This is a genomic window from Paenibacillus sp. V4I7, from assembly GCF_030817275.1.
GTDB lineage: Bacteria > Bacillota > Bacilli > Paenibacillales > NBRC-103111 > Paenibacillus_E.
This window is the reverse complement of record NZ_JAUSZD010000002.1, coordinates 3,627,921-3,647,298: the sequence shown is the minus strand read 5'-3', so window position 1 is coordinate 3,647,298 and position 19,378 is coordinate 3,627,921. Positions and strand designations below refer to the sequence as shown.

General features: G+C 40.1%; 18 protein-coding genes and 1 other annotated feature. Of the genes, 13 read left to right on the top strand and 5 right to left on the bottom strand.

The genetic code is table 11. The features are described 5' to 3' along the window. Positions 1-418: 418 nt before the first annotated feature. Both QFZ80_RS18000 and QFZ80_RS17995 read left to right on the top strand, forming a co-directional pair. A complete protein-coding gene (locus tag QFZ80_RS18000) occupies positions 419-775 on the top strand; it encodes a hypothetical protein (RefSeq protein ID WP_307560311.1) in 357 nt (118 codons plus the stop codon). Between the two features lie 167 nt (positions 776-942). Further along, positions 943-1,201, top strand: a binding site (T-box leader). Positions 1,202-1,323: 122 nt separating this feature from the next. Then, positions 1,324-1,809, top strand: a complete 486-nt coding sequence (locus QFZ80_RS17995; protein ID WP_307560309.1) for a DUF5662 family protein — start codon at positions 1,324-1,326, stop codon at positions 1,807-1,809. A gap of 150 nt (positions 1,810-1,959) precedes the next feature. On the opposite strand, the gene QFZ80_RS17990 is transcribed toward QFZ80_RS17995, so the two are convergent. Continuing rightward, positions 1,960-2,175 (bottom strand): hypothetical protein, encoded by a 216-nt coding sequence (locus QFZ80_RS17990; protein ID WP_307560307.1) that lies wholly within the window; start codon positions 2,173-2,175, stop codon positions 1,960-1,962. A gap of 219 nt (positions 2,176-2,394) precedes the next feature. Between QFZ80_RS17990 and QFZ80_RS17985 the strand changes: the two genes are divergently transcribed. The 8 genes from QFZ80_RS17985 to QFZ80_RS17950 all read left to right on the top strand — a co-directional run bounded on the left by QFZ80_RS17985 (position 2,395) and on the right by QFZ80_RS17950 (position 9,518). Continuing rightward, positions 2,395-2,841: a hypothetical protein gene (locus QFZ80_RS17985; RefSeq protein ID WP_307560305.1), complete on the top strand. Its 447-nt coding sequence runs from the start codon at positions 2,395-2,397 to the stop codon at positions 2,839-2,841. A 244-nt stretch (positions 2,842-3,085) separates the two neighbouring features. Then, positions 3,086-4,426, top strand: coding sequence for an immunoglobulin-like domain-containing protein (locus tag QFZ80_RS17980; protein WP_307560303.1), 1,341 nt, complete (start codon positions 3,086-3,088; stop codon positions 4,424-4,426). Positions 4,427-4,659: 233 nt separating this feature from the next. Next, complete coding sequence (locus tag QFZ80_RS17975; RefSeq protein WP_307560301.1) at positions 4,660-5,064, top strand: hypothetical protein; 405 nt, start codon at positions 4,660-4,662, stop codon at positions 5,062-5,064. A gap of 164 nt (positions 5,065-5,228) precedes the next feature. Further along, positions 5,229-5,690: a hypothetical protein gene (locus QFZ80_RS17970; protein WP_307560299.1), complete on the top strand. Its 462-nt coding sequence runs from the start codon at positions 5,229-5,231 to the stop codon at positions 5,688-5,690. 269 nt (positions 5,691-5,959) lie between these two features. Continuing rightward, positions 5,960-6,691, top strand: coding sequence for a hypothetical protein (locus tag QFZ80_RS17965; protein ID WP_307560297.1), 732 nt, complete (start codon positions 5,960-5,962; stop codon positions 6,689-6,691). Positions 6,692-6,836: 145 nt separating this feature from the next. Beyond that, entirely contained in the window at positions 6,837-7,352 is a 516-nt protein-coding gene (locus tag QFZ80_RS17960; protein WP_307560295.1) for a hypothetical protein, read from the top strand. Positions 7,353-7,623: 271 nt separating this feature from the next. Then, on the top strand, positions 7,624-8,160 hold the full coding sequence (locus QFZ80_RS17955) for an RNA polymerase sigma factor (protein WP_307560293.1): 537 nt from the start codon (positions 7,624-7,626) through the stop codon (positions 8,158-8,160). After that, positions 8,157-9,518, top strand: a complete 1,362-nt coding sequence (locus tag QFZ80_RS17950; RefSeq protein WP_307560291.1) for a DUF4179 domain-containing protein — start codon at positions 8,157-8,159, stop codon at positions 9,516-9,518. The genes QFZ80_RS17955 and QFZ80_RS17950 overlap by 4 nt, the downstream gene beginning before the upstream one ends. Positions 9,519-10,068: 550 nt before the next feature. On the opposite strand, the gene QFZ80_RS17945 is transcribed toward QFZ80_RS17950, so the two are convergent. Further along, on the bottom strand, positions 10,069-11,334 hold the full coding sequence (locus tag QFZ80_RS17945; protein WP_307560289.1) for an IS110 family RNA-guided transposase: 1,266 nt from the start codon (positions 11,332-11,334) through the stop codon (positions 10,069-10,071). Between the two features lie 648 nt (positions 11,335-11,982). On the opposite strand from QFZ80_RS17945, the gene ltrA (QFZ80_RS17940) reads away from it, so the two are divergent. From ltrA (QFZ80_RS17940) to ltrA (QFZ80_RS17930), 3 genes are all read left to right on the top strand, one after another. Next, complete coding sequence (gene ltrA, locus QFZ80_RS17940; RefSeq protein WP_307560286.1) at positions 11,983-13,356, top strand: group II intron reverse transcriptase/maturase; 1,374 nt, start codon at positions 11,983-11,985, stop codon at positions 13,354-13,356. 637 nt (positions 13,357-13,993) lie between these two features. Next, positions 13,994-14,680: a YdcF family protein gene (locus QFZ80_RS17935; protein ID WP_307560284.1), complete on the top strand. Its 687-nt coding sequence runs from the start codon at positions 13,994-13,996 to the stop codon at positions 14,678-14,680. Between the two features lie 1,035 nt (positions 14,681-15,715). After that, on the top strand, positions 15,716-17,077 hold the full coding sequence (ltrA, locus tag QFZ80_RS17930) for a group II intron reverse transcriptase/maturase (RefSeq protein ID WP_307560282.1): 1,362 nt from the start codon (positions 15,716-15,718) through the stop codon (positions 17,075-17,077). A gap of 225 nt (positions 17,078-17,302) precedes the next feature. On the opposite strand, the gene QFZ80_RS17925 is transcribed toward ltrA (QFZ80_RS17930), so the two are convergent. The 3 genes from QFZ80_RS17925 to QFZ80_RS17915 all read right to left on the bottom strand — a co-directional run bounded on the left by QFZ80_RS17925 (position 17,303) and on the right by QFZ80_RS17915 (position 19,348). Continuing rightward, positions 17,303-18,241: an NADP-dependent oxidoreductase gene (locus QFZ80_RS17925; protein WP_307560280.1), complete on the bottom strand. Its 939-nt coding sequence runs from the start codon at positions 18,239-18,241 to the stop codon at positions 17,303-17,305. Between the two features lie 44 nt (positions 18,242-18,285). Further along, a complete protein-coding gene (locus QFZ80_RS17920; RefSeq protein WP_307547995.1) occupies positions 18,286-18,753 on the bottom strand; it encodes a MarR family winged helix-turn-helix transcriptional regulator in 468 nt (155 codons plus the stop codon). 397 nt (positions 18,754-19,150) lie between these two features. Beyond that, positions 19,151-19,348 (bottom strand): hypothetical protein, encoded by a 198-nt coding sequence (locus QFZ80_RS17915; protein WP_307560279.1) that lies wholly within the window; start codon positions 19,346-19,348, stop codon positions 19,151-19,153. Positions 19,349-19,378 lie beyond the last annotated feature (30 nt).

Here is a 19,378-nt window from a genome sequence, read left to right as displayed (position 1 = left end):
TTATGTTGGTGTCCTTGATACCTATTGGTTTCGGATTGTTAATGGCTTATTATATGGGGTGGGGTGGTATGGAATTTTCCTATGCAGTGTTCCATGAACCAACCAGTTATGTCCCTATATTAATCGGTCTCTTTGTTTTCATAATAGGTCTGCTTGGGCAATTGGGTATGTACAATAATAGAAAAGATTAATATATTTATAAACTAACTGAGAAATCAGTCATATCATTGCACTAACGGGAAACGATAGTTCCATAACAAAGATCAAGCAGGCTGCCGGTGAAGGATACAAAGAATAAATGAAAGAGGGAATGCATTGATTTATCCTTTTTATTGAGGTAAATCCACTTCAACTGGTACTCGCAATTTGCCCACTATACAAATAAGTCTTTACGGATAGCAAAAATGGAGGTGTAAAGATGTTATTTCTGTTTCTCTGCTTACTATTTGTCATTGTTTCAATTTTTACATTCAGAAGAGTCGGTGTTTCTAACCCATACTCTAAAGGTGTCGCTCTGGCTATTTTTCTTTCCATGGTAGCTGTTGTCTGTCTTGCTCAAAACTATACTCAGAGTCTAATTCCCGAAGCAAATGATGGAATTGGAGCTTCAAATCAAATAGCATACTGGATTATTGATGAACACGATATGTCTAAAGAAGAGTTTCGGAATTTATTCGAGCAATCCTTTTATTTAGCCCTGGTTTTAATTATTGCTTACCCTTTGGTTCTTGTAGTTGAGTCAAAATTAATAAAGAAAATAACCTCGGGGGCGTAGCTCTCCTTTTTCTGACCCAAAATCAACATTAATGTTAAACATAGCCTTTTTAAAAGAAAATCAACAAAAGCAAAGAATACAAGAATTCGTTGTCCGTTAAAGTAACGGGACAGTTTTGTTCCAACGATACAGTGTTTACAAGTCCAAGACTTTACTGTTAAAATTAAACAAATGCAATGATGAGAAGAGTAAGTAAGGTGTACTTTTACAGAGAGCTCCGGTAGCTGAAAAGGAGTAAGGGAGACCTTATTAAACCAAGTCTCTGAGCATCACATCGGAACCTGAGCCGAATCAGGGGTGTTGTGACAGGGGCTCCTGTTACAGAGCTAGAGTATAAAGCATGGATTGTCATGCAGTACTCGATAAGGCTAATCTGATGACAGATTAGTGAACTGGGGTGGCACCACGACGAATCTCGTCCCCAAGACATTGTCTTGGAGGTGGGATTCTTTTTTGTTTTCTCGGAACAGTAATATTCCAATGGAATTGAGAATCATGGGTTCTTTTCAAGCGGAATGGGGTGTATTCTGGAGAGGAGATATAATCCGATGATAAAAGCTTACTGGAATTATTTCTTGTATATCCTTAATCATAAACTGAATGTTCTGATTGAGTGTTGGAAGGAAGGCCTCTATATTCAGGGGATTATTCATGATTGGTCGAAATTTTCACCGGCTGAATTCTTTCCCTACGCTAAAAGGTTTTATTCTGGCAAACCCTTAAACCTAGAAGACGAATTGAATTGGAAATACGCTTGGCTCCGTCATCAGCATAAAAATAAGCACCATTGGGAGTATTGGGTTATTAACCCCAATACAAAAGAGGCATTACCCATGCCAAAGAAGTATGTCATCGAAATGGTATGTGATTGGCGCTCCTTCTCAAGAAAATGGGGGAGAAAGGTAAAAGAATCTACTCTAAACCTTACGGATAGCATAGTAGTTCATCCGGAAACGAAAAGAGAGCTTGAGCTTCTGACATCCCATCAACGAACAAAAGCTCATTCAGCTAACGGAGAAACGATAGTGAAATAACCAAGAACCAGTCTAACACATTATTTTCGTGTTTTTGACTGGTTTTTGTTTATTAGGATCGAATAATCTAAAACTTATTTATCAAAAGTAAACGATTATCGCGTATAAAAAGCGCGTCAATCCAACATAGTCAGTCTAAAACTTTATTTTTCACTGTCCATCTATGGCTGAGAATTGACCTTTGAAGAAAAATGCTCTTGATTTGTGAAAATATTGCAACTCCGCATAACGATAATACTCAATAGAATTGCTGGCATTAATCATCCTTTGCCTTTCATAATGATCTGCTAATGCCGCATGATTTAAGTAATTTTGTTGTGCAGATTGAATAATGGATGGTTGAACATAGGGTATTTGTTGATACATGTTTACAACCTACCTTTCCTGAAATTCGTTTATTATATGCAAAAAGTTTTTCCTAGGTTAAAGGTCTCTGTTTGACAATCTCACAGAAGTAGAGCAAAACGACAACAGGCTGCAGCATAAACGGTAACCGTTGAACTAACGGGCAGGATAATGGAGTAACTGTGTTGAATTTCCTCTTAATTGTTCCTCAATAAACTGGAAACCAAGAGGAGTTAACATATGAAATTTAACGACCTAATGGCGATGAAAGACATCTATTTAGATAGCATAAGTGAACCCCGTGATAATTTTCTTTGTCTCACTTTTAGCCGAAGTAAGACAAGCTTAACTCCCGAAACGATAAAGATCGGCGAAAAGGAAATCAACGATGTTTTCTCAATGGATATTGATTACAAACTACCTCTAATTAAGTTAGAATTCGAATGGTATATCGGTTATTCGATTATAAACGAAAGTTTTACGGTATTGGATGATTATGAAGAATATGAGGGTCGGGTTTTTAGAATATACAATAAGTCTAGATATTTAGATTTTATTCAAATGGGATCAATTGCAACTGAAGATTACCCAGGTCCCTTTAAGCATTATGGGATTATATGTCTTAATCATATAGTGGACATCGTTTCCGCATCAGAACCTATTGTAAGTGAGGTTGAAAGGAAGTAAATGTGTGCATCGATTTATTCCGCTAACGGAAAACTATACTTAAAAAGGGATCACGGCAACCGCTCAAGCCGTGATCCCTTTTTCTACTGAAGTAACCATTAAAATTAAAGGTATAGTTTATGCATTTTATTCTTTTAAAAAACAGATATGTATTTCTATAAATTACCAATATACATTACCTTCTTTGTTTTGCTATGTTTACATCAATACAAAGTAATTTGTAAATATGAGAGCAGGTTAGTTCATGAAAAAAAAGATATTATTTGTTATTGGATCCTTTTTACTGGGTGCTTGTATTTTATACGTTTCAACAAATCAATCATTATCAGCAGAAGACCCTGTAAAAGCATTGCTAAACGATGATCAAAAGAAATTATTTGATTTTGAAAAGCAATATGATGTTGCTATGGAAAGCGAGATCAGCAGGATTTTCCCAAATGGAGAGTTCGAAACCTATGGGTACTATTATTTGAGTTCCGAAAATGCCGATAAAATCGAATACGTTTTTGTGTTGGAAATAGAAGATAACAAAACAAAAGAACTAATGACAACACTTCAAATATTATTTGGGGACAAAGGTGTTAGCTTCAAGAAAGCGAAGTACAAGATGAAGGACTTGAAACAGCTACAAATAAACCTTGCTGAAAAACTTAAGAATATTGATGGTTTTTCGTCGCATATTGATTTGAAGAGTGGAAAAGTAGTTGTTGAAGCTTATATGGAAGATTCTCAAAAAGTAGAGTTAATAACCACTTTTGGTGCAGATATGCTGGATGTCATAAACGAAGATCCCCAATCAAGTTATCACTTCCCGTCAGGCAGCAATACAAGGAGAGAAAATGGGGGTGACTTAGTGCAGAATCAAAAGAAAATGGAACAGATAAACTTCTATGAGTTTCTACCTCAATCAGGTAAGTGGACTTATAAACAACAGGTAGAAATTTACAACGAGTTTGCATTAGTTAAAAAACCCGGCGAGGAAGTAACAATGGCTGTTGGTCTAAGTGAAGAGAATAAAGTGAAACTTGATTCAAACATCATCCGATTTAAGTTAACCGAAAGAAATGCAGATGGAACATTCGTTAAACTCGTGGATGAACAACACGTACCTATAGTAAAAACAGGCTGGGACCCGAGGGTTACTGTAAAACTTCCGGAAAAAGAGGGAGCCCATTATTTCATTACAGGTGAGGTTATCGTTGGAGGCAATGTAGAGGATGTTGTCCTTAATTCATATGAAGTACCCATTCAACAAGTAAATGCTGAGATCAATTTAGATAAAGTCGCTTATCCGAGCAGTGGATCATTGACGATCACAATGGTTAATTCAGGTCCAACTTCACTTTTTTACGGCTTAAACTATAAGATGGAACGAAACGAAAATAAAACTTGGGTTGAAGTTCCATTAAAAAGGAATCAAGCTATTTCTGCAATCGGATTGAATTTGCACGTTAGGGAAATTTGGGAACAAACAGTTACTTATAAAAATCTAAAGCCAGGCACTTACAGGATCAGTAAAGAAGTAGAAGGGAACGGAACTTCAATAGAGAAAGTGATTTACGCCGAGTTCAAAATTAAGGAATGAGTATTACCCAAAATTGAAACTTGAGCAACCATGTTTGTAATTTGGTTAAGTTATTTTGGAAAACGATAGGTCTGCAACGTATGTCAGCCGGTTAGAATAGGCTGCCTTTTTCAGCTAACGGGCAGGTTTGCGCAACAATAACAACCATTCCGCATGCGACTAGCTTGTAAACTATTGGGAATATTACTAATACGTAATTTTTTAACCTTGCGAAAAAGATAGGGCGGTAAATCATGAATTATTTTGATGACGAACAAATCAAAAAAGGAAGAAAATTGGTATTTTCCATCATCATTATTGTTCTTGCTGTTGAAGTGTTCAATTTTATACATTACATTCTGACAAATGGGTTTGAAAATGTATTCAAACAACTCGTTTCCTTGGGGTTATTTTCCTTATTCTCATACTTATTCTACAAGGGATATAAGTGGACAGAGTTTATAATCCCGTTTTTGTTATTTCAGGATATTTTGGCAGGTCTATTTTATTTATTAAAACAAGCTGGAATCTTACAGGCTTTTAGTGGATGGTTGATGTTGATAATTACTGTTGTAATGGCAATTTTTGGAGGGTTGTTTCTTGGAGGCTCAGACAATCTTGCAGCTTTTATGAAGTACCAAAAGGAGCTACGGCGGTGATTAAACTATCGCTGAACGATAGCGCAAGAAACCAGGGAGCAGCTGCCACGCGGCGCTGCTCCCTGGTTTCGTTAAAGTAACGGGCAGCATAATTCAATTGGTAGAAGGAAAATATTTTCATTAGAATGGGGGAATATTACCTTCAAGTGGAGGTTGAATTATTGTTGAAAACATTAGATCGCATGTTATTCCTTGTGGCAGTATTTAGTCTCCTTTTTGCTCAAACAGTTGGGGCATCAGATGGAGCAGAAGTGTTGGATATTAAAAAAGGTGAGATAATCCTCACAATAAAAAACTCTAATTCATTGCAGAACCAGGTTAAAGAATGGTTGTCCTCTGCGAATGGTACCTTAGGTTCCTTAAAAATCGAACCAAGCGAGGGCTTAGCCATTAAGATCCCTCTTGTGCCACCTTACAAAGTTAATAACGAATGGATTACTGGAACAGTTACAGAAGTAGTGATGTTTATAAGTCCGTCCAAAACTTATTTTCCAACTCTACTCGTATTTACAAAAGAAGAAGGTCTTGTTGCTGTCCATGTTAAAAACCACAGTTTAAAGACTTTTTTAAAGAAAAATAAATTATTCAATCCAGAATTAAATCTAGCCGAAACTTCATTACGCTAACGGATATTCTTAGATTCATAAAGACATGCAAACAAAGCAGGCGCCGCGGCGACCTGCTTTGTTCATTGAGGTAACGGGCAGAATAGTGCTAAAACTTGTTTTTCTAAGTGAATGCGTAAAAAAAGGAAACAAGTGGTTATTCAACGAATGTCATTAACATAACTTTTAACTACAAAGTTTGATAAGCCAACTGCAAAATGTCCTGATAAGAAGTTTGCATATAAGAGTAAGGTGAATTTGATGTACCACAAAAAATGGGGAGATCTAATATGAAAAGATCAGGTATTACCATTATTTTTCTTGTAGTATTCCTTGTAGGTTGTTGTAACAATAGTTCTAACAACACACAAGTAATATCGAAATTAAATGAACAATTACAGCAAAAGCAAGAAGAACTTAATAAACAAAAAGAAGCATTAATTACATTCCAAGAAGAAGTCTCTAAATATAATGACATTGAAAAAGGGAAAATTGATATAAACAACACGATAAATTTCAGGAAAGAGTTTAATACTGAACTTCCTCCTGAGATGGAAGTGTATAGGAATACAAAATCCTCTTTTTCAAATCATGAGGAACGTATAGGTATTGCACTTTCAAAAGCAATGGTAATTGTAAATCACCTACAGTATTTTACTTATAATAAAAATGATATAAATGAACCTGTAGATTCTTTCAGCCAAAAGTTATTAAGTAAGAAAATTGGTTTAAATGAAACAATTAGCGGTAATTACAATTATTTTTTACAATTGATTTTTAATAATCCAGTGGATTTGTTAATGAAAACTCATAATGGAGATGAACATTTTAAAACAGCAGAAGTGTGGTTTATTCTTCAAGATAATGGAATACCAACTTTTTATATAAAAGATGAGAATCAAAAATTTATGAGATACGATTGCGAGCCTGGTTTTAAATATGACTGGAAATTATGGGTTAAGACACTATTCGATTATGACATCAATTTGTATCGATCAACTGGAGAAGTCCCGCACAGATAGAATAAACATCACTAAACTTTTTTCCGTGGCTCGTTTCATTAAACTAACGGATACCCATATCGGAACTCTGAACGTTGCTTTATGTCGTCTAAGTATATTATGAAGGTAATAATTACTAATGGGGTGTTAGGATAGGAGTGTTCCAGTGAAAAATCTGTTTATCATTACGACACTGTTCTTTATATTTGGATGTTCGTCTTCAACCAATAATTCAGGAGTAACAGTGTCTCAGAACCAAACCGCTACAAGTGAAGTTACAGGAAAAGATGTTAATGAACAAGCGATTTTAAAAACCATCAACGTTTCTCTATATTCCTCTAAACATTCTGTAAAGTCGCAACCAATGCTAGTGAAGGTGATTTCTGAACGTAATGAAATTATGGAATACGATTCAAAGCTAAAAATGCGAGAAGCTGTAGAACTTCCGATTAATGATGTTACTGAAGTGTATTATTTACAACTTGAATACGTGAAAAATGATGTATCTGAATATAAGGATATTGTCTATGTAAGGAGCTCCGAAACCAAATCTTTTTTTAAAGAGATTAAGATGCGGTCGGAATATAACTATGATAAATTTGATGATACCGCAAAAAAATTACTTTTACATTCCATTGGGACAAAGGGTTGGTATCAATTATCTAACCAATTACCGATATAATTACATTTTATATTTCAACTTCTGCTTAATTATAAGACTGATAATCATGACACCTAAATCGTGCTATTTTGTTAAGCTAACGCAGAACGGTAGCTCAATAAAAATTAATAGAAGGCTGCCGACAGCAATGATCGGTGGCCTTTCAGCAGTTGGAGTGATGCTTTCTAAAAATCATAGTAACTGTAAACATTCAATATAATTCCATCTTAAATCGAACCATTTCTGATTCGAAAGCGTATTTACTATGAAATTTAAGGAAGGGGGATAGTTAATGAGGGAATACCCGATATCAGAGCAACAATCCAAAGAAATGTATATAGAATATTCCTCATATGTGTATGGAATTGCACTTATGATGACCAAGTCAAAAATGCTGGCTGATGACATTACACAGGAAACATTTTTGCGAGCATTTCAAAAATTTCATTTGTATGATCCATCAAAACCCCTACGTCCATGGCTATTTCGGATGACGATAAATTTGATAAGAAGCACACAAAGAAAGCAGCGATGGCTCACCTTCTTCGGAAAAGTTCCAGATGATGCCATGTCTGACTCCTTGGAAGATTTGATTCTGAAAAATGAAAGGGAACAAGAATTATGGCAAGTGGTCAACAACTTATTGAAAAAAAGAAAAGATGTCATTATTTTGCATTATTATGCTGGATTAACTCTCCAAGAGGTTGCGTCTATTTTAGGTATTCGACTAGGAACTTGTAAATCCAGATTACATGCGGCTTTAAAACAATTAAGGGAAAACAATGAGGATAACTATCTTCTCATTCCAATAAAGGAGAATATGAAATGACTCTGAATGCCAATCACGAGAAAAGAGAGAGCGAATTTCCGTCTGATGTAGCAAAGGCCGTGCAAGACCGTGTGAAACTTCTCACCCCTCCCTCATCGTTTGAGTACCTTTGGCATCTTTATCAGCAGTCAAATCGCGGAAATCAAAGAGCGGGACATCTGCTAAAATCAACCAAGCGGAGAAAATGGATATTATCACTCAACGTAGTTGTCTTATGCTTGGTATTCGTTTTCGGAGCAGGAATGATATCTCAAACATTTGGTGCAACGTTAAAAAAAATCCCTTTTATTGAATTACTGTATAAGCATTCAGGAGGCCTCCCCAACGGATTAGAACAAATCGATCAAAAAAACTTAAGTACGTCGGTGAACCTATCAGCTACGAATAAAGACATCAAATTTTCCATTGTGGACGTGTTTTATGATGGGTTTCAAATTGTGATTAATTATGAAGTCGATTTCCTCAATACTCAGACAAAGTTAACTTCAGAGGACGCTACTATGAATTACGATTATAAAATCGAGGGTGCTCACCCTACTATGATATCGACCCATGTCTTTACAATAACCGGTGACCATACTTTCGTAGGAACAACCTTGATTGATACTGCAACGTTACCAGATCATCCAGAGATAACCATGTCCGTAAATCAAATTGGGAATACAAAGGGGAATTGGAAGGTTACAGTTCCTTTATCAAGTGAAAAATCATCACGTCTTACCACAACTTTTCATCCCGAAATATCGGCTGCTTATAAAAATATAACAATTACCGTAAATAAAATTACATTCACACCTGTGACCACTCAACTCGAAATAAAATCGAAAGAACGGGATTTAAGCTTTAAAATTAAAGATGATTTGGAAACACCTTTTGAATATGCTGGAGGGAGGGGAGGGAATGGTGAGCATTTTTTAAGTTTTAGTCCAGTTTCTCTGATTAATCCTAAACCGCGTTTTCTTACCTTGGTAATTATGGATACATCAGGAGTAACAGTGAACCAGAAAAATGTATATGCGGATTATACCGATAAATTTCCCATAACCATGCAAGGCTACAATGGTGGATTCATCAAGATTACGAATGTTGAGTTTTTGGCAGATACAACTATCGTTTACTACGAAGCAAGCGATGCGAATAACCAAACGCCTTTTCTTATGTTTCAAGATTCCTCAGGCAAACGGTATTCCTACAATAAACATCCGATACGTCTTTCAAGGGACACTTTTTCCTACAAATTACAATTCCCGAAATTAGACTCAGTTTCAGGGCTCAAATTCCTAATGCCAATTGATGTATTTGAGGAAGAGCCTAAAAAACCATTGGAAATCAAAATACCATTAAATTGGGGAGATTAATTTCTCCTTATTATCAACAATAATATTCCTGTCCACAACAGTACAGGGAACGATAATCGAAGAGTGGTGTGAAACGCAACTCCAGCTTGGTCACACTGGTTTTTACATTAATTAGACAGAGGGGCTTTTTCATGAAGTATATTTGCATATCCATTGTTTTGGGTTCATTAAACTCCCTCGGTATGATCCGATTTCCTCACGCAAGCTCGTCTATTCGCAGGATTTCATCCTTTAGATTTCGATAATGAATGAAAGATAGCGAGATATACTAAGACGTTTGGTTTAAAAAGGCATGCGGGAACAGAGGTGGAGTTGATTCACCCAATTCATTCCAAATGCTGCACGTATTCTCCACGGTGCCCTTAGCGATTTTCACTCCCATGTCTCAACGGGTCAATAGCCCTTTCATTCCTTCGTCACATCTATCTAAGGGGTGGAGGTCGGTCTTTCTAACGGAATGGGTCGGAGCCCTTTTGTTTAACGTATCCCGATACTCCGTGCTTTCTTTGTCTCCTGCGAATACGCCAACTTGCGTGAGATAAGGTTTATTTTAAGCTGCTAATGCAAAGATTTTATCGGGGTTGTAGGCTTCATCACTACGGGCCATTCCTACTAAGAGTCGAGCTAGCTTTCCACATAGCTTCATGATAGACTTCATCTTTTTAAGCTTTTTCACCTGAACATTGTAGTGGTGTAAGGCTTTAAATTCTTGGTTACTCATGACCATGCACATCGTGATTAAATAGAGAAAGTGACGCAGGCGTGGACGGCCTCGTTTACTGAGCTTCAGTTGTCCCTTCCATTTACCCGAGCTTGCTTCGGTCACATTGAGGCCTGCGTGACGGAGTAGAGCATTCCCGTGCGCATAACCTCTAAGATCTCCAGACTCTCCTAAAATACCAGCTAGAGCAATTGCACTTATCCCAGTAATGGCAAGGATTTTGCCTGAATAGGGGATACGATCAACAACGTCTTTGGCTTCTTTTTCGATCCTCTGCAGTTGCTTAGTTGCTAAGTCATGCTCCTCAAGGAGCTGTTCTAGATGGAGTTTGTAAGCATGTGTTGCCTGCTTAGATCCAACTGTTTTCTTGGCAAAATCGATGAGTAGATGAGCTCTACGCACACCAGAATGCCGCTTCATTGATTTCTGCCAACTTTTAATTACATCGTCAGGACTTAGTTTACATAGCTCAGCCGGGAGCGGAAAAAGCCGAAGGGTTAACAATGCACCCTTGCAAGTTAAGATTTTAAAGACTTGTCTGAGTTCAGGGAAGACAATGTCGACCCAGCGGTGGATCTGGTTAACGGCACTTACAAGTCGTTTAACGACTGTTTCTCGGTTAGCCATGAGTACTCGCAGCTCCTCATACTCAGAGGAATGGAAACGAACAGGGGAGTAGTAGCCGTTTTTCACCATGTCGGCAATAACTAAAGCATCTTTTTTGTCACTTTTAGAGCGTGTATTGTCGCGGTTTTCTTTATTCTTTTTAACTAGATGAGGATTAACAAGTACGGCTTCGATTTCTTTGTTTTTTAGCCAACCTGCAAGGCTGAACCAGTAGTGACCAGTTGGTTCCATACCAACGATTACTTGGGTTAACCTAAATGAGGCTAACAAATCGCAAATCCAAAGGTAGAGGGACTTAAAGCCATCTTCGTCATTACTAAACACTAAAGGATTACCGAGAGCGACACCGCGGAAGTTAACCGCTCTGGCAACATGAGTCTCTTGAGCAATGTCTACACCAACAACAAGATGATTAACGGTAATGTTTTCAATAAGTTGATTTTGCTTATCTTGTGATTTAAACTTCATAGTAGAGCGTCCTCCTGGATGATGGAATTAAAGGGCTTTTGACCCGTAGCGTACTTCCATCGTACAGAGGCGCTCCTTTTTTGACAAAGCTGAAATTTATCCATCTACAGGAATCTAACGGAAACAATAGCTCAATAGTGCGCCTAGCGAAGCTAGTCATAACTTGTTGGTGAAAGTCCAATCGAGGTAGGGGCCAAGCCGCCTCATAGCTAGCAGGCATCTGGTGGTGAGAGCCTAAGGGTGAAGCCCTGTGAAAAACTCCGAGTAGGAGTGAAGCAAAGCTGCAGGCCGTAACATGAAGTGAATCCTGCCGCATCGTCATATCGAACCCTAAAGGGACAAGAGGGAGCCGAGCCCCGTATTGAATGGCGAAGGCCACGGAACGCGCGAAGATCTTGGAGAAGCAACGCGGAAGAACTCTCCGGTGTATGGGGATCGGCATGCAGTGAAAGTTATGTCTGGAACTAGGGAGACCCTACCTCACACGACAGCGTCGTAAAGCGCGAACCTATAAATCCAAAGGATGAAGTGGCAAGCGGTGAGAAGGGAGTCGGAAAGGGTAGTAGTACCTGTGAACCGAGGACAACATAACCTCGGGGAGGGAAGCACCCTTGCTTTGTTCACGGGTATCAATGGAGGTAAGAGCGAGTGAATGCAGTGAAATCTGCTAACTACACGAAAGTAAAAGTTCAAGAACTTCAAAGAACCCTCTACCTTGCGGCGAAGGCAAATACCAAGCGCAGATTTCATGCTCTGTACGACAAAGTGAGCAGATCAGATGTGATGTGGGAAGCATGGAAACGGGTCAAGGCAAATCGAGGTAGTGCAGGAATCGACGGTGTGACGATTCAGTACATCATACTGGAGTATGGGGAAGAGCAATTCGTGAGAGACACGCAACAACAGTTGCTTGAGGGTACCTACCGTCCCAAGCCAGTACGAAGAAAGGATATACCGAAAGGCGATGGGAAAACGCGTCCGTTAGGAATACCCGTAATTCGGGATAGACTGGTACAAATGGCGGCGAAAATAATCCTAGAGGCGATCTTCGAGGCGGATTTCAAAGATTGCTCGTTCGGGTTTCGGCCGAAACGAAGCGCAAGACAAGCGATCGAGGAGATTCGCAAGACGGTAAATTACGGGAGAGTGTACTGGGTGGTGGATGTAGACATCACAGGGTATTTTAACAACATCCCGCATGCCAAATTGCTCAAACTTCTGGAACAACGTGTTAGCGATCGAAGAGTATTAAAACTCATTCGAAATTGGCTGAAAGCCGGCGTCATGGAAGAAGGCCTGTTCCATGACACGGAAATCGGCAGCCCACAAGGTGGGGTTATTTCCCCGTTACTTGCGAACATCTACCTAAACTATCTCGATTCAATATGGGAGAAACAATTCTCTCATATTGGCACATTGGTGCGATATGCCGATGATCTAGTCATTTTGTGCAGGCAAAAGACCCACGCTCTTGAAGCCATTCAGGTGCTTAAGGCAGTCTTCCAAAAATTGGAGCTGTCGATGAATACGGACAAGTCCAAGTTAGTGAACGTGTGGATGGACGAGGAAGGATTCGACTTTCTTGGATTCCATCACCGCCGCATGCCAAGGTTGTTTAAGACAGGGAAATTCTATGACCTTCGTAGCTTTCCTTCCAAGAAAGCGGCGAAGAAGATGCGTGCTAAGGTGAAGGAAGTAACTGGCCCACGATCGCTGCTCTACTGGTCGCCTAAACAAATGGTGGACAAGCTCAATCCCATCATACAAGGTTGGAAGAACTATTACGGGAGCGTAGATCCAGGCATGAGCAATAAGTTCCTAACAAAAGTGGACTGGTATATCATCGGGAGATTGACACTGTACTGGAACAAGAAACACAAACGAAATCATCTGCACCCGAGAAAGGTAGCAGAAGTTCTCGGACGTATAGGACTGAAACGAGTTAGTGCTTGGGGTAGCTATACTGCACAAGGTGAAGAACATCGGAAAGCCGTATGCGGGAAAACCGCTCGTACGGTTTGATGAGGGGGGACAGGGGGACCTGCCCTCCACTCTACAGTAAGTTCTTCAGTGGCCTCCACCGCGGCTGCGTGTGGCTTTAGATGGAATAAGGAACTTAGAAAATACTATGAGAATGATATTAAACAAGCGAAAGAAAGTAGGAATCTGAATAAAAAACGTAATGAAGTTTTTGTAACAATAGCAAACGCTCCTGAAAAACCATCTAATTTTAATAAAGATTGGGATCATTTTCTAACGTTCTTACAGGAGCAAAGGAATACGCTAGACCAATTAATATTGAAGGTAAATTATTTAGAAAGTGAAAATACGAAACTGAGAACACGGACTGTCTCTCGAACCGAATCGGCGGTTATGGAACATTGTTTGCCGCGGTTATTTATACGAGTTTGTTCTGCATTCAGGGGAAGTAAACACATTCGGAGGATCTAGCTATTCCGAATTCAATATTTAAACGATGGGAACTCATTGTGAAACAACAATGAATTCACTGGAAGCCGTTAACTCTAGAAAAGTTGAACTTATACAACTTGATAATAAAACTTAGATTAGTTCTACGACTTGAAAATTGGATATTTTACCAAAAATGAATAAAAAATATTTAGATTCATATAACTTAATGAACTACAGAAGTTAAGGGGTGAATAGTATCAAGAAACCTGTTCCTAAATACCCAGAAGTACCCATTCTAAATGATAGACAAATTCAAGAAATCACTGACATTTGCTTTCTTGAATTACAAGAGCCATCGCCGTGCGATGCGATTTTTGTATTTGGAGGATCACATCCTGGCAACTTTGAAAAGCCATTGGAAGCTTATCAAAGAAACTTAGGTGAAAAGATAATCATTACAGGTAATTCAAGTACATGGGGCATGGTTCACCCTTCTTGGAAACATGGTGATGTACCCCAGGCAGGGGTGATTGTGTCGTTTTTGGTATCAAAAGGTGTGCCGGAGAGTGCTATTGTATATCAAGATCGCTCTAAAAATTCTTTAGAGGATATATTATTTGCTAAGGAGGTATTCGATTTCAGAAGAATAAATAGTTTATTATTTATCACTAAAAGCTACGGTGCTGGAAGACAATGGCGAATTTTAACAAAACACATGCCTTCGCACCTTATATTTATACCCTTTCCTTTCGATACTAATTTCGGTGATGATGAGCCTGTCATGACAAGAGACAATTGGATGGAAACAGCAAAGAATCGTTCGCTGGTCTTTGGAGAGTATTTGCGTATAGCTTGTTATAGCAGAAAGGGAGATATTACCCCTTTGGAAAAGCAAATTGAGGGGCTTGAAAACTCTGTAGAAGAATATTTCTAGTCGTTTGTTCGAATAATTCTACGATAAAAAGTGTCATCAATTTGTGACACTTTTTCTTTTATGGCGTACCCAGCTAAGCACGCATCTTCTAGCCGGTGAAAGACCGGTCTTACTCTTTGGGAGGCAGAAGAATGGGGGCATTCTATAAGTAATGACATAAATATGGGTGCGTTTGATGGATATACAACTCCTGACGAGAAAGTCGCATATGTATTGGCTTTTTACTTAACTAACATAGAACGATTCCATGCTCATGCTGACAAAGTTTGGTCTGAAGGCAAATTTATATATAAGGTGTGGGTCACTCGTGGAACTTGAAATCAGGGTTCATATAAAAGAGAAGTTCCATATACATAGCATGTCGCGGTGCAACACCGTCAAGCATCATTATTAGATGGTGCTTTTTTATGCCCATCATACTCGCCACAGCTTCATTACAGGGGCTTGGTCGTAGACTAGGAAATAAGTATTAGACTGGTCTGGTCATTAAGCTAACGGGCAGTGCGCGCCTAGCCAAGCTAGGCACAACTTACTGATGCAAGTTCAGTCGGGGTAAGGTCCAAGCCGCCCCGTAGCTAGCGGGCAGACGTCGGCGAAATCCGGCGGCTGAAGCCCTGTGAAAAGTCGCGCTTTGCGCGATGAAGCAAATCTGCAGGCCGTAATGAAAATGAATCCTACCGCATCGTGAAAGTGAACCCGAAAGGGACAAGAGGGAGCCGAGCCACGACTGCCCCGGCGAAGGCCATGGAACGCGCGAAGAACTTGGAATGCAGCGCAGAAGAACCCTCCGGTGTAAAGGGAGCGGCATGCAGAGAAAGTTGTGTTTGGAACTAGGGAGACCCTCTCCCGCACGAAGTTTTTTTTTTCGTAACGAGCAAACCTATAAGCCCTAAAGGTGAAATGGCGGGCTGCGGGAAGGGAGTCGGAGGGGGCCATACTACCAATGATCCGGCGGACAACATAACCCCGGGGAGGGAAGGGCGCCGAAAGGCAATACCCCACTTCGTTTACGGGATATCAAGGAGGTAAGAGCAAGTGAATGCCGATTACACGGCTAACGCCACCAATGAAAACGCTCGACGACTCCAAAATACCCTCTATCTTGCGGCTAAGGAGAACCCGAAGCGTAAGTTTCATGCGCTGTACGACAAAGTATTCCGGAAAGATATCCTGCAAGAAGCATGGACAAGAGTGAAAACCAATCGTGGAAGTGCCGGCATCGATGGACAATCAATCGGTGAAGAATTCTTCATCGAAGAGATCAGACAACAGCTAATGAATGGGGAATACCGACCGTCTCCGGTCAAACGGAAAGAGATTCCGAAACCTGACGGAAAGACACGTCCCTTGGGCATTCCAACAGTCCGTGACCGAACTGTTCAGATGGCAACCAAACTGGTGATCGAAGGCATATTCGAAGCAGATTTTAAAGATTGCTCTTACGGATTTCGCCCCAAGCGGTCGGCTCACCAGGCTATAAAGAGCATCCGGGAAAGCATCAATTGGGGAGCCGCCGTCAACTGGGTGGTCGACGTAGATATTACTGGCTACTTCGATAATATCTCCCACAGCAAGCTGATGAAACTGGTCGAAGAACGCATCTGCGACAGGCGCATTCTAAAGTTAATTAGACAGTGGCTTGAAGCAGGTGTAATGAAGGATGGCGTATGGCACAAAACGAAGATTGGAAGCCCACAAGGCGGTGTAATATCTCCTCTTCTGGCCAACATCTATCTCAACTACCTCGATACGATATGGGAAAAACGGTTTTCTCATCTGGGCAAGCTAGTCAGGTATGCAGATGATCTTGTCATTCTTTGCCGGTACAAGCCGCAGGCACTCGAAGCTATTCATGTACTCAAGGCCATCTTCGGAAAACTAGAGTTAACCATGAACACGTCAAAATCAAAGTTAGTATGTCTATGGAGGAATCAGGATGGGTTTGACTTTCTTGGTTTTCACCACAGGAAGATGCCGCATCTCCATAAAAAAGGGGTTATGTATAGACTTCGAAGCTTTCCATCGAAGAAAGCAATGAAGAAGATGCGTACTCGTTTGAAGGAAGAAACGGCATCCAGAGGCCGATTAAACTGGTCGTTAAAACTGATGGTCGAGCTACTGAATCCTATGATCCAAGGATGGCGTAACTTCTACGCTCATCAGGATGTGGATCGAAGTATGGCAAACCGTTTCCTTGCAAAAGTTGACTGGTACATTCTGAGGAGATTGAGACAGTTCTGGAATAACAAACACAGGAAGCGCAAGCGGAATTGGTCGGAGATGCATATTCTGCTTCAACGTACAGGACTGAAAACATTATGCACTTGGAAAAACCGTACTGCCCAAGATGAAGAACGTCGGAAAGCCGTATGCGGGAAAACTGCACGTACGGTTTGATGAGGAGGGGCTGGCATCCCCAGTCCTTTACTCTACTTAGTTGAAGATTAATTCCGGTGAACCATACCATAAGTGAAGATGAAAAATTTTCTTGGGGGAAGTGACCTAACAATACGACTAGCCAGAATAGTTTTATGTGAATGAAGAAAACAACACTTAGTGTGGTATACACTCGTGTTGCTCTCGTGTTTTAATATCCAAACTTCTATTTCATACATGTTGTTGTTAGATTGAGTTTATGTGCAGCAAAATTCTTCCGCGTCCATGTCTTGCTTCGCTTTTCTCCAGTGCTTTATTAGCTTGGTTTAGCGGGAATATGGAATCAATCGCTGCTTTAATCGTACCGTCGGCAATTAATTCCGTTAAGGTCTGCAGATTCGCGTATGTTGGGAATTTGGTGTTAAATTTAGCTGTAACGCCATACTTTTGAGCGTTCTCTTGAGATGGATCCTGAGTCAAAGAGACGAGAATTCCTCCCTTCTTCAGAACGGCCCATGATCGATTCTCGGTCTCGCCTCCAATGGAATCGACGACCAGATCCACTTCTTTGACGACGTCTTCGAAAGCCGTCATGGTATAATCGATGACTTGATCCGCACCCAAAGACTTGACGAAGTCCATGTTAGAGGTTGAAGCCGTAGCGATCACGGTTGCTCCCTTCCATTTGCCCAGCTGAACGGCAAACTGTCCAACGCCGCCTGCTGCAGCATGAATGAGAACAGTTTGGTCAGACCGGAGTTCACCTTCAGTGAACAACGCTTTCCAAGCCGTTTCGGCTCCTGCTTTAATCGTTGCTGCATCTTCAAAGGTGAGAATATCGGGCATCTTAACTAATTCCTGGACTTTCGCAATGCCATATTCTGAGTAGGCTCCTCTAATACTACCAAAAATGCGATCACCGGGCTTGAAATCCGTTACACCTTGCCCTACTTCTTCGACAACTCCGGAAGCGTAAAATCCAGGAATGTAGGGGAGGGTTACAGGAAAAACTTCTTGAAGCCAACCGTTACGGATTTTATAGTCTAGCGGAATAATCGTAGCATATACGATGCGAACGAGCACTTCATCCGTTTGCTGTTGGGGGCGTTCAACTGTTTCTACCTTTAAGACATTTGGACCACCATATTCATTGACCAGAATGGCTTGCATCGACTTATTAGACATGCTTATCTCTCCTTTATCACTCATCATTTTTTAAAAATTTACAGTTAAGTTTCTAAAGAAGCGGCTATTTTTTGTGCCAGAGCTACAAACTGTATTTTTTCTTCGTCATTGAGAACTTTCGTTGTGATCTCTTCCAGCTTGCTCCAAGCCTGAATCACTCTGGGTTCAACTTCACGCCCTGTTTGAGTGAGCGATACGATGGTTACGCGTTTATCTTCCTGGGAGCGGCTGCAGGTGACCAGCCCCGCATCTTCCAAACGACGAACGGATTTAGCTATTGTCGAGTGATCAAGGCGTAGCGACCTTGAAAGACTATTCTGTGATTGGCTGTCTCGGTGCCACAACTGCATCAGTACGAGTTCCTGCCCTGGGTATAGGCCTGCTTCTCGAAGCAGCTGTCCTGCATTTCTATGATGTGAACGAGCCATGCTGAATATAGAGAAGCTTACGGGAAAATGCGTTACCGAACTGATTTCATTTTCAATGGCTTCGTTATTGATGTTTTTCTTCAATAGTTTCATCCCTCCTTTCAATTGTGTGGTCGTCAACATATTCGATTAAACAAAAGATAACATTTAAATATGTTGCCGTCAACATAAAAAACAGATTAATTTCCCAGTTGGTATGGATGACTTTGGAGTTGCAGTTGGTTTAACACAAGTGACATTAAGGGGCAATAGTTAAAAGAAATTTTAAAAAAAGCTGCCATATAGGCAGCCCGGTGATAATATGCCGATAGCCTCGATAAGCTGAACCGCACCATCGTCTAATAACAACAGGTCATTCCGCTAACGGGACACTATAGTTGAATAATAAAAGGTCAGTTTGCTTCAGCAGACTGACCTTTTATTATTACGTTTATTCTTCTTAGTGATAACTATATTCATGACTATGAGTATGGTATTGGAATTATCTTTTAATAAGAAATTGACAACTTGCCTTAACGAACCTTTCTCCGACGGTGCTTAATACAATTTCTTCATCATGAGTTTCAATTATTACATTCTCACCAATAAGTTCACCTTGTAAATAGATCGAGATTGGCTGCTGAAATACACGCATTCGTTCAAAGTCTGAAGGTTCTATTAGTTGACGTTGTTTTGGCATTGTTATCTCCCTTAATGAAATAATTATCTA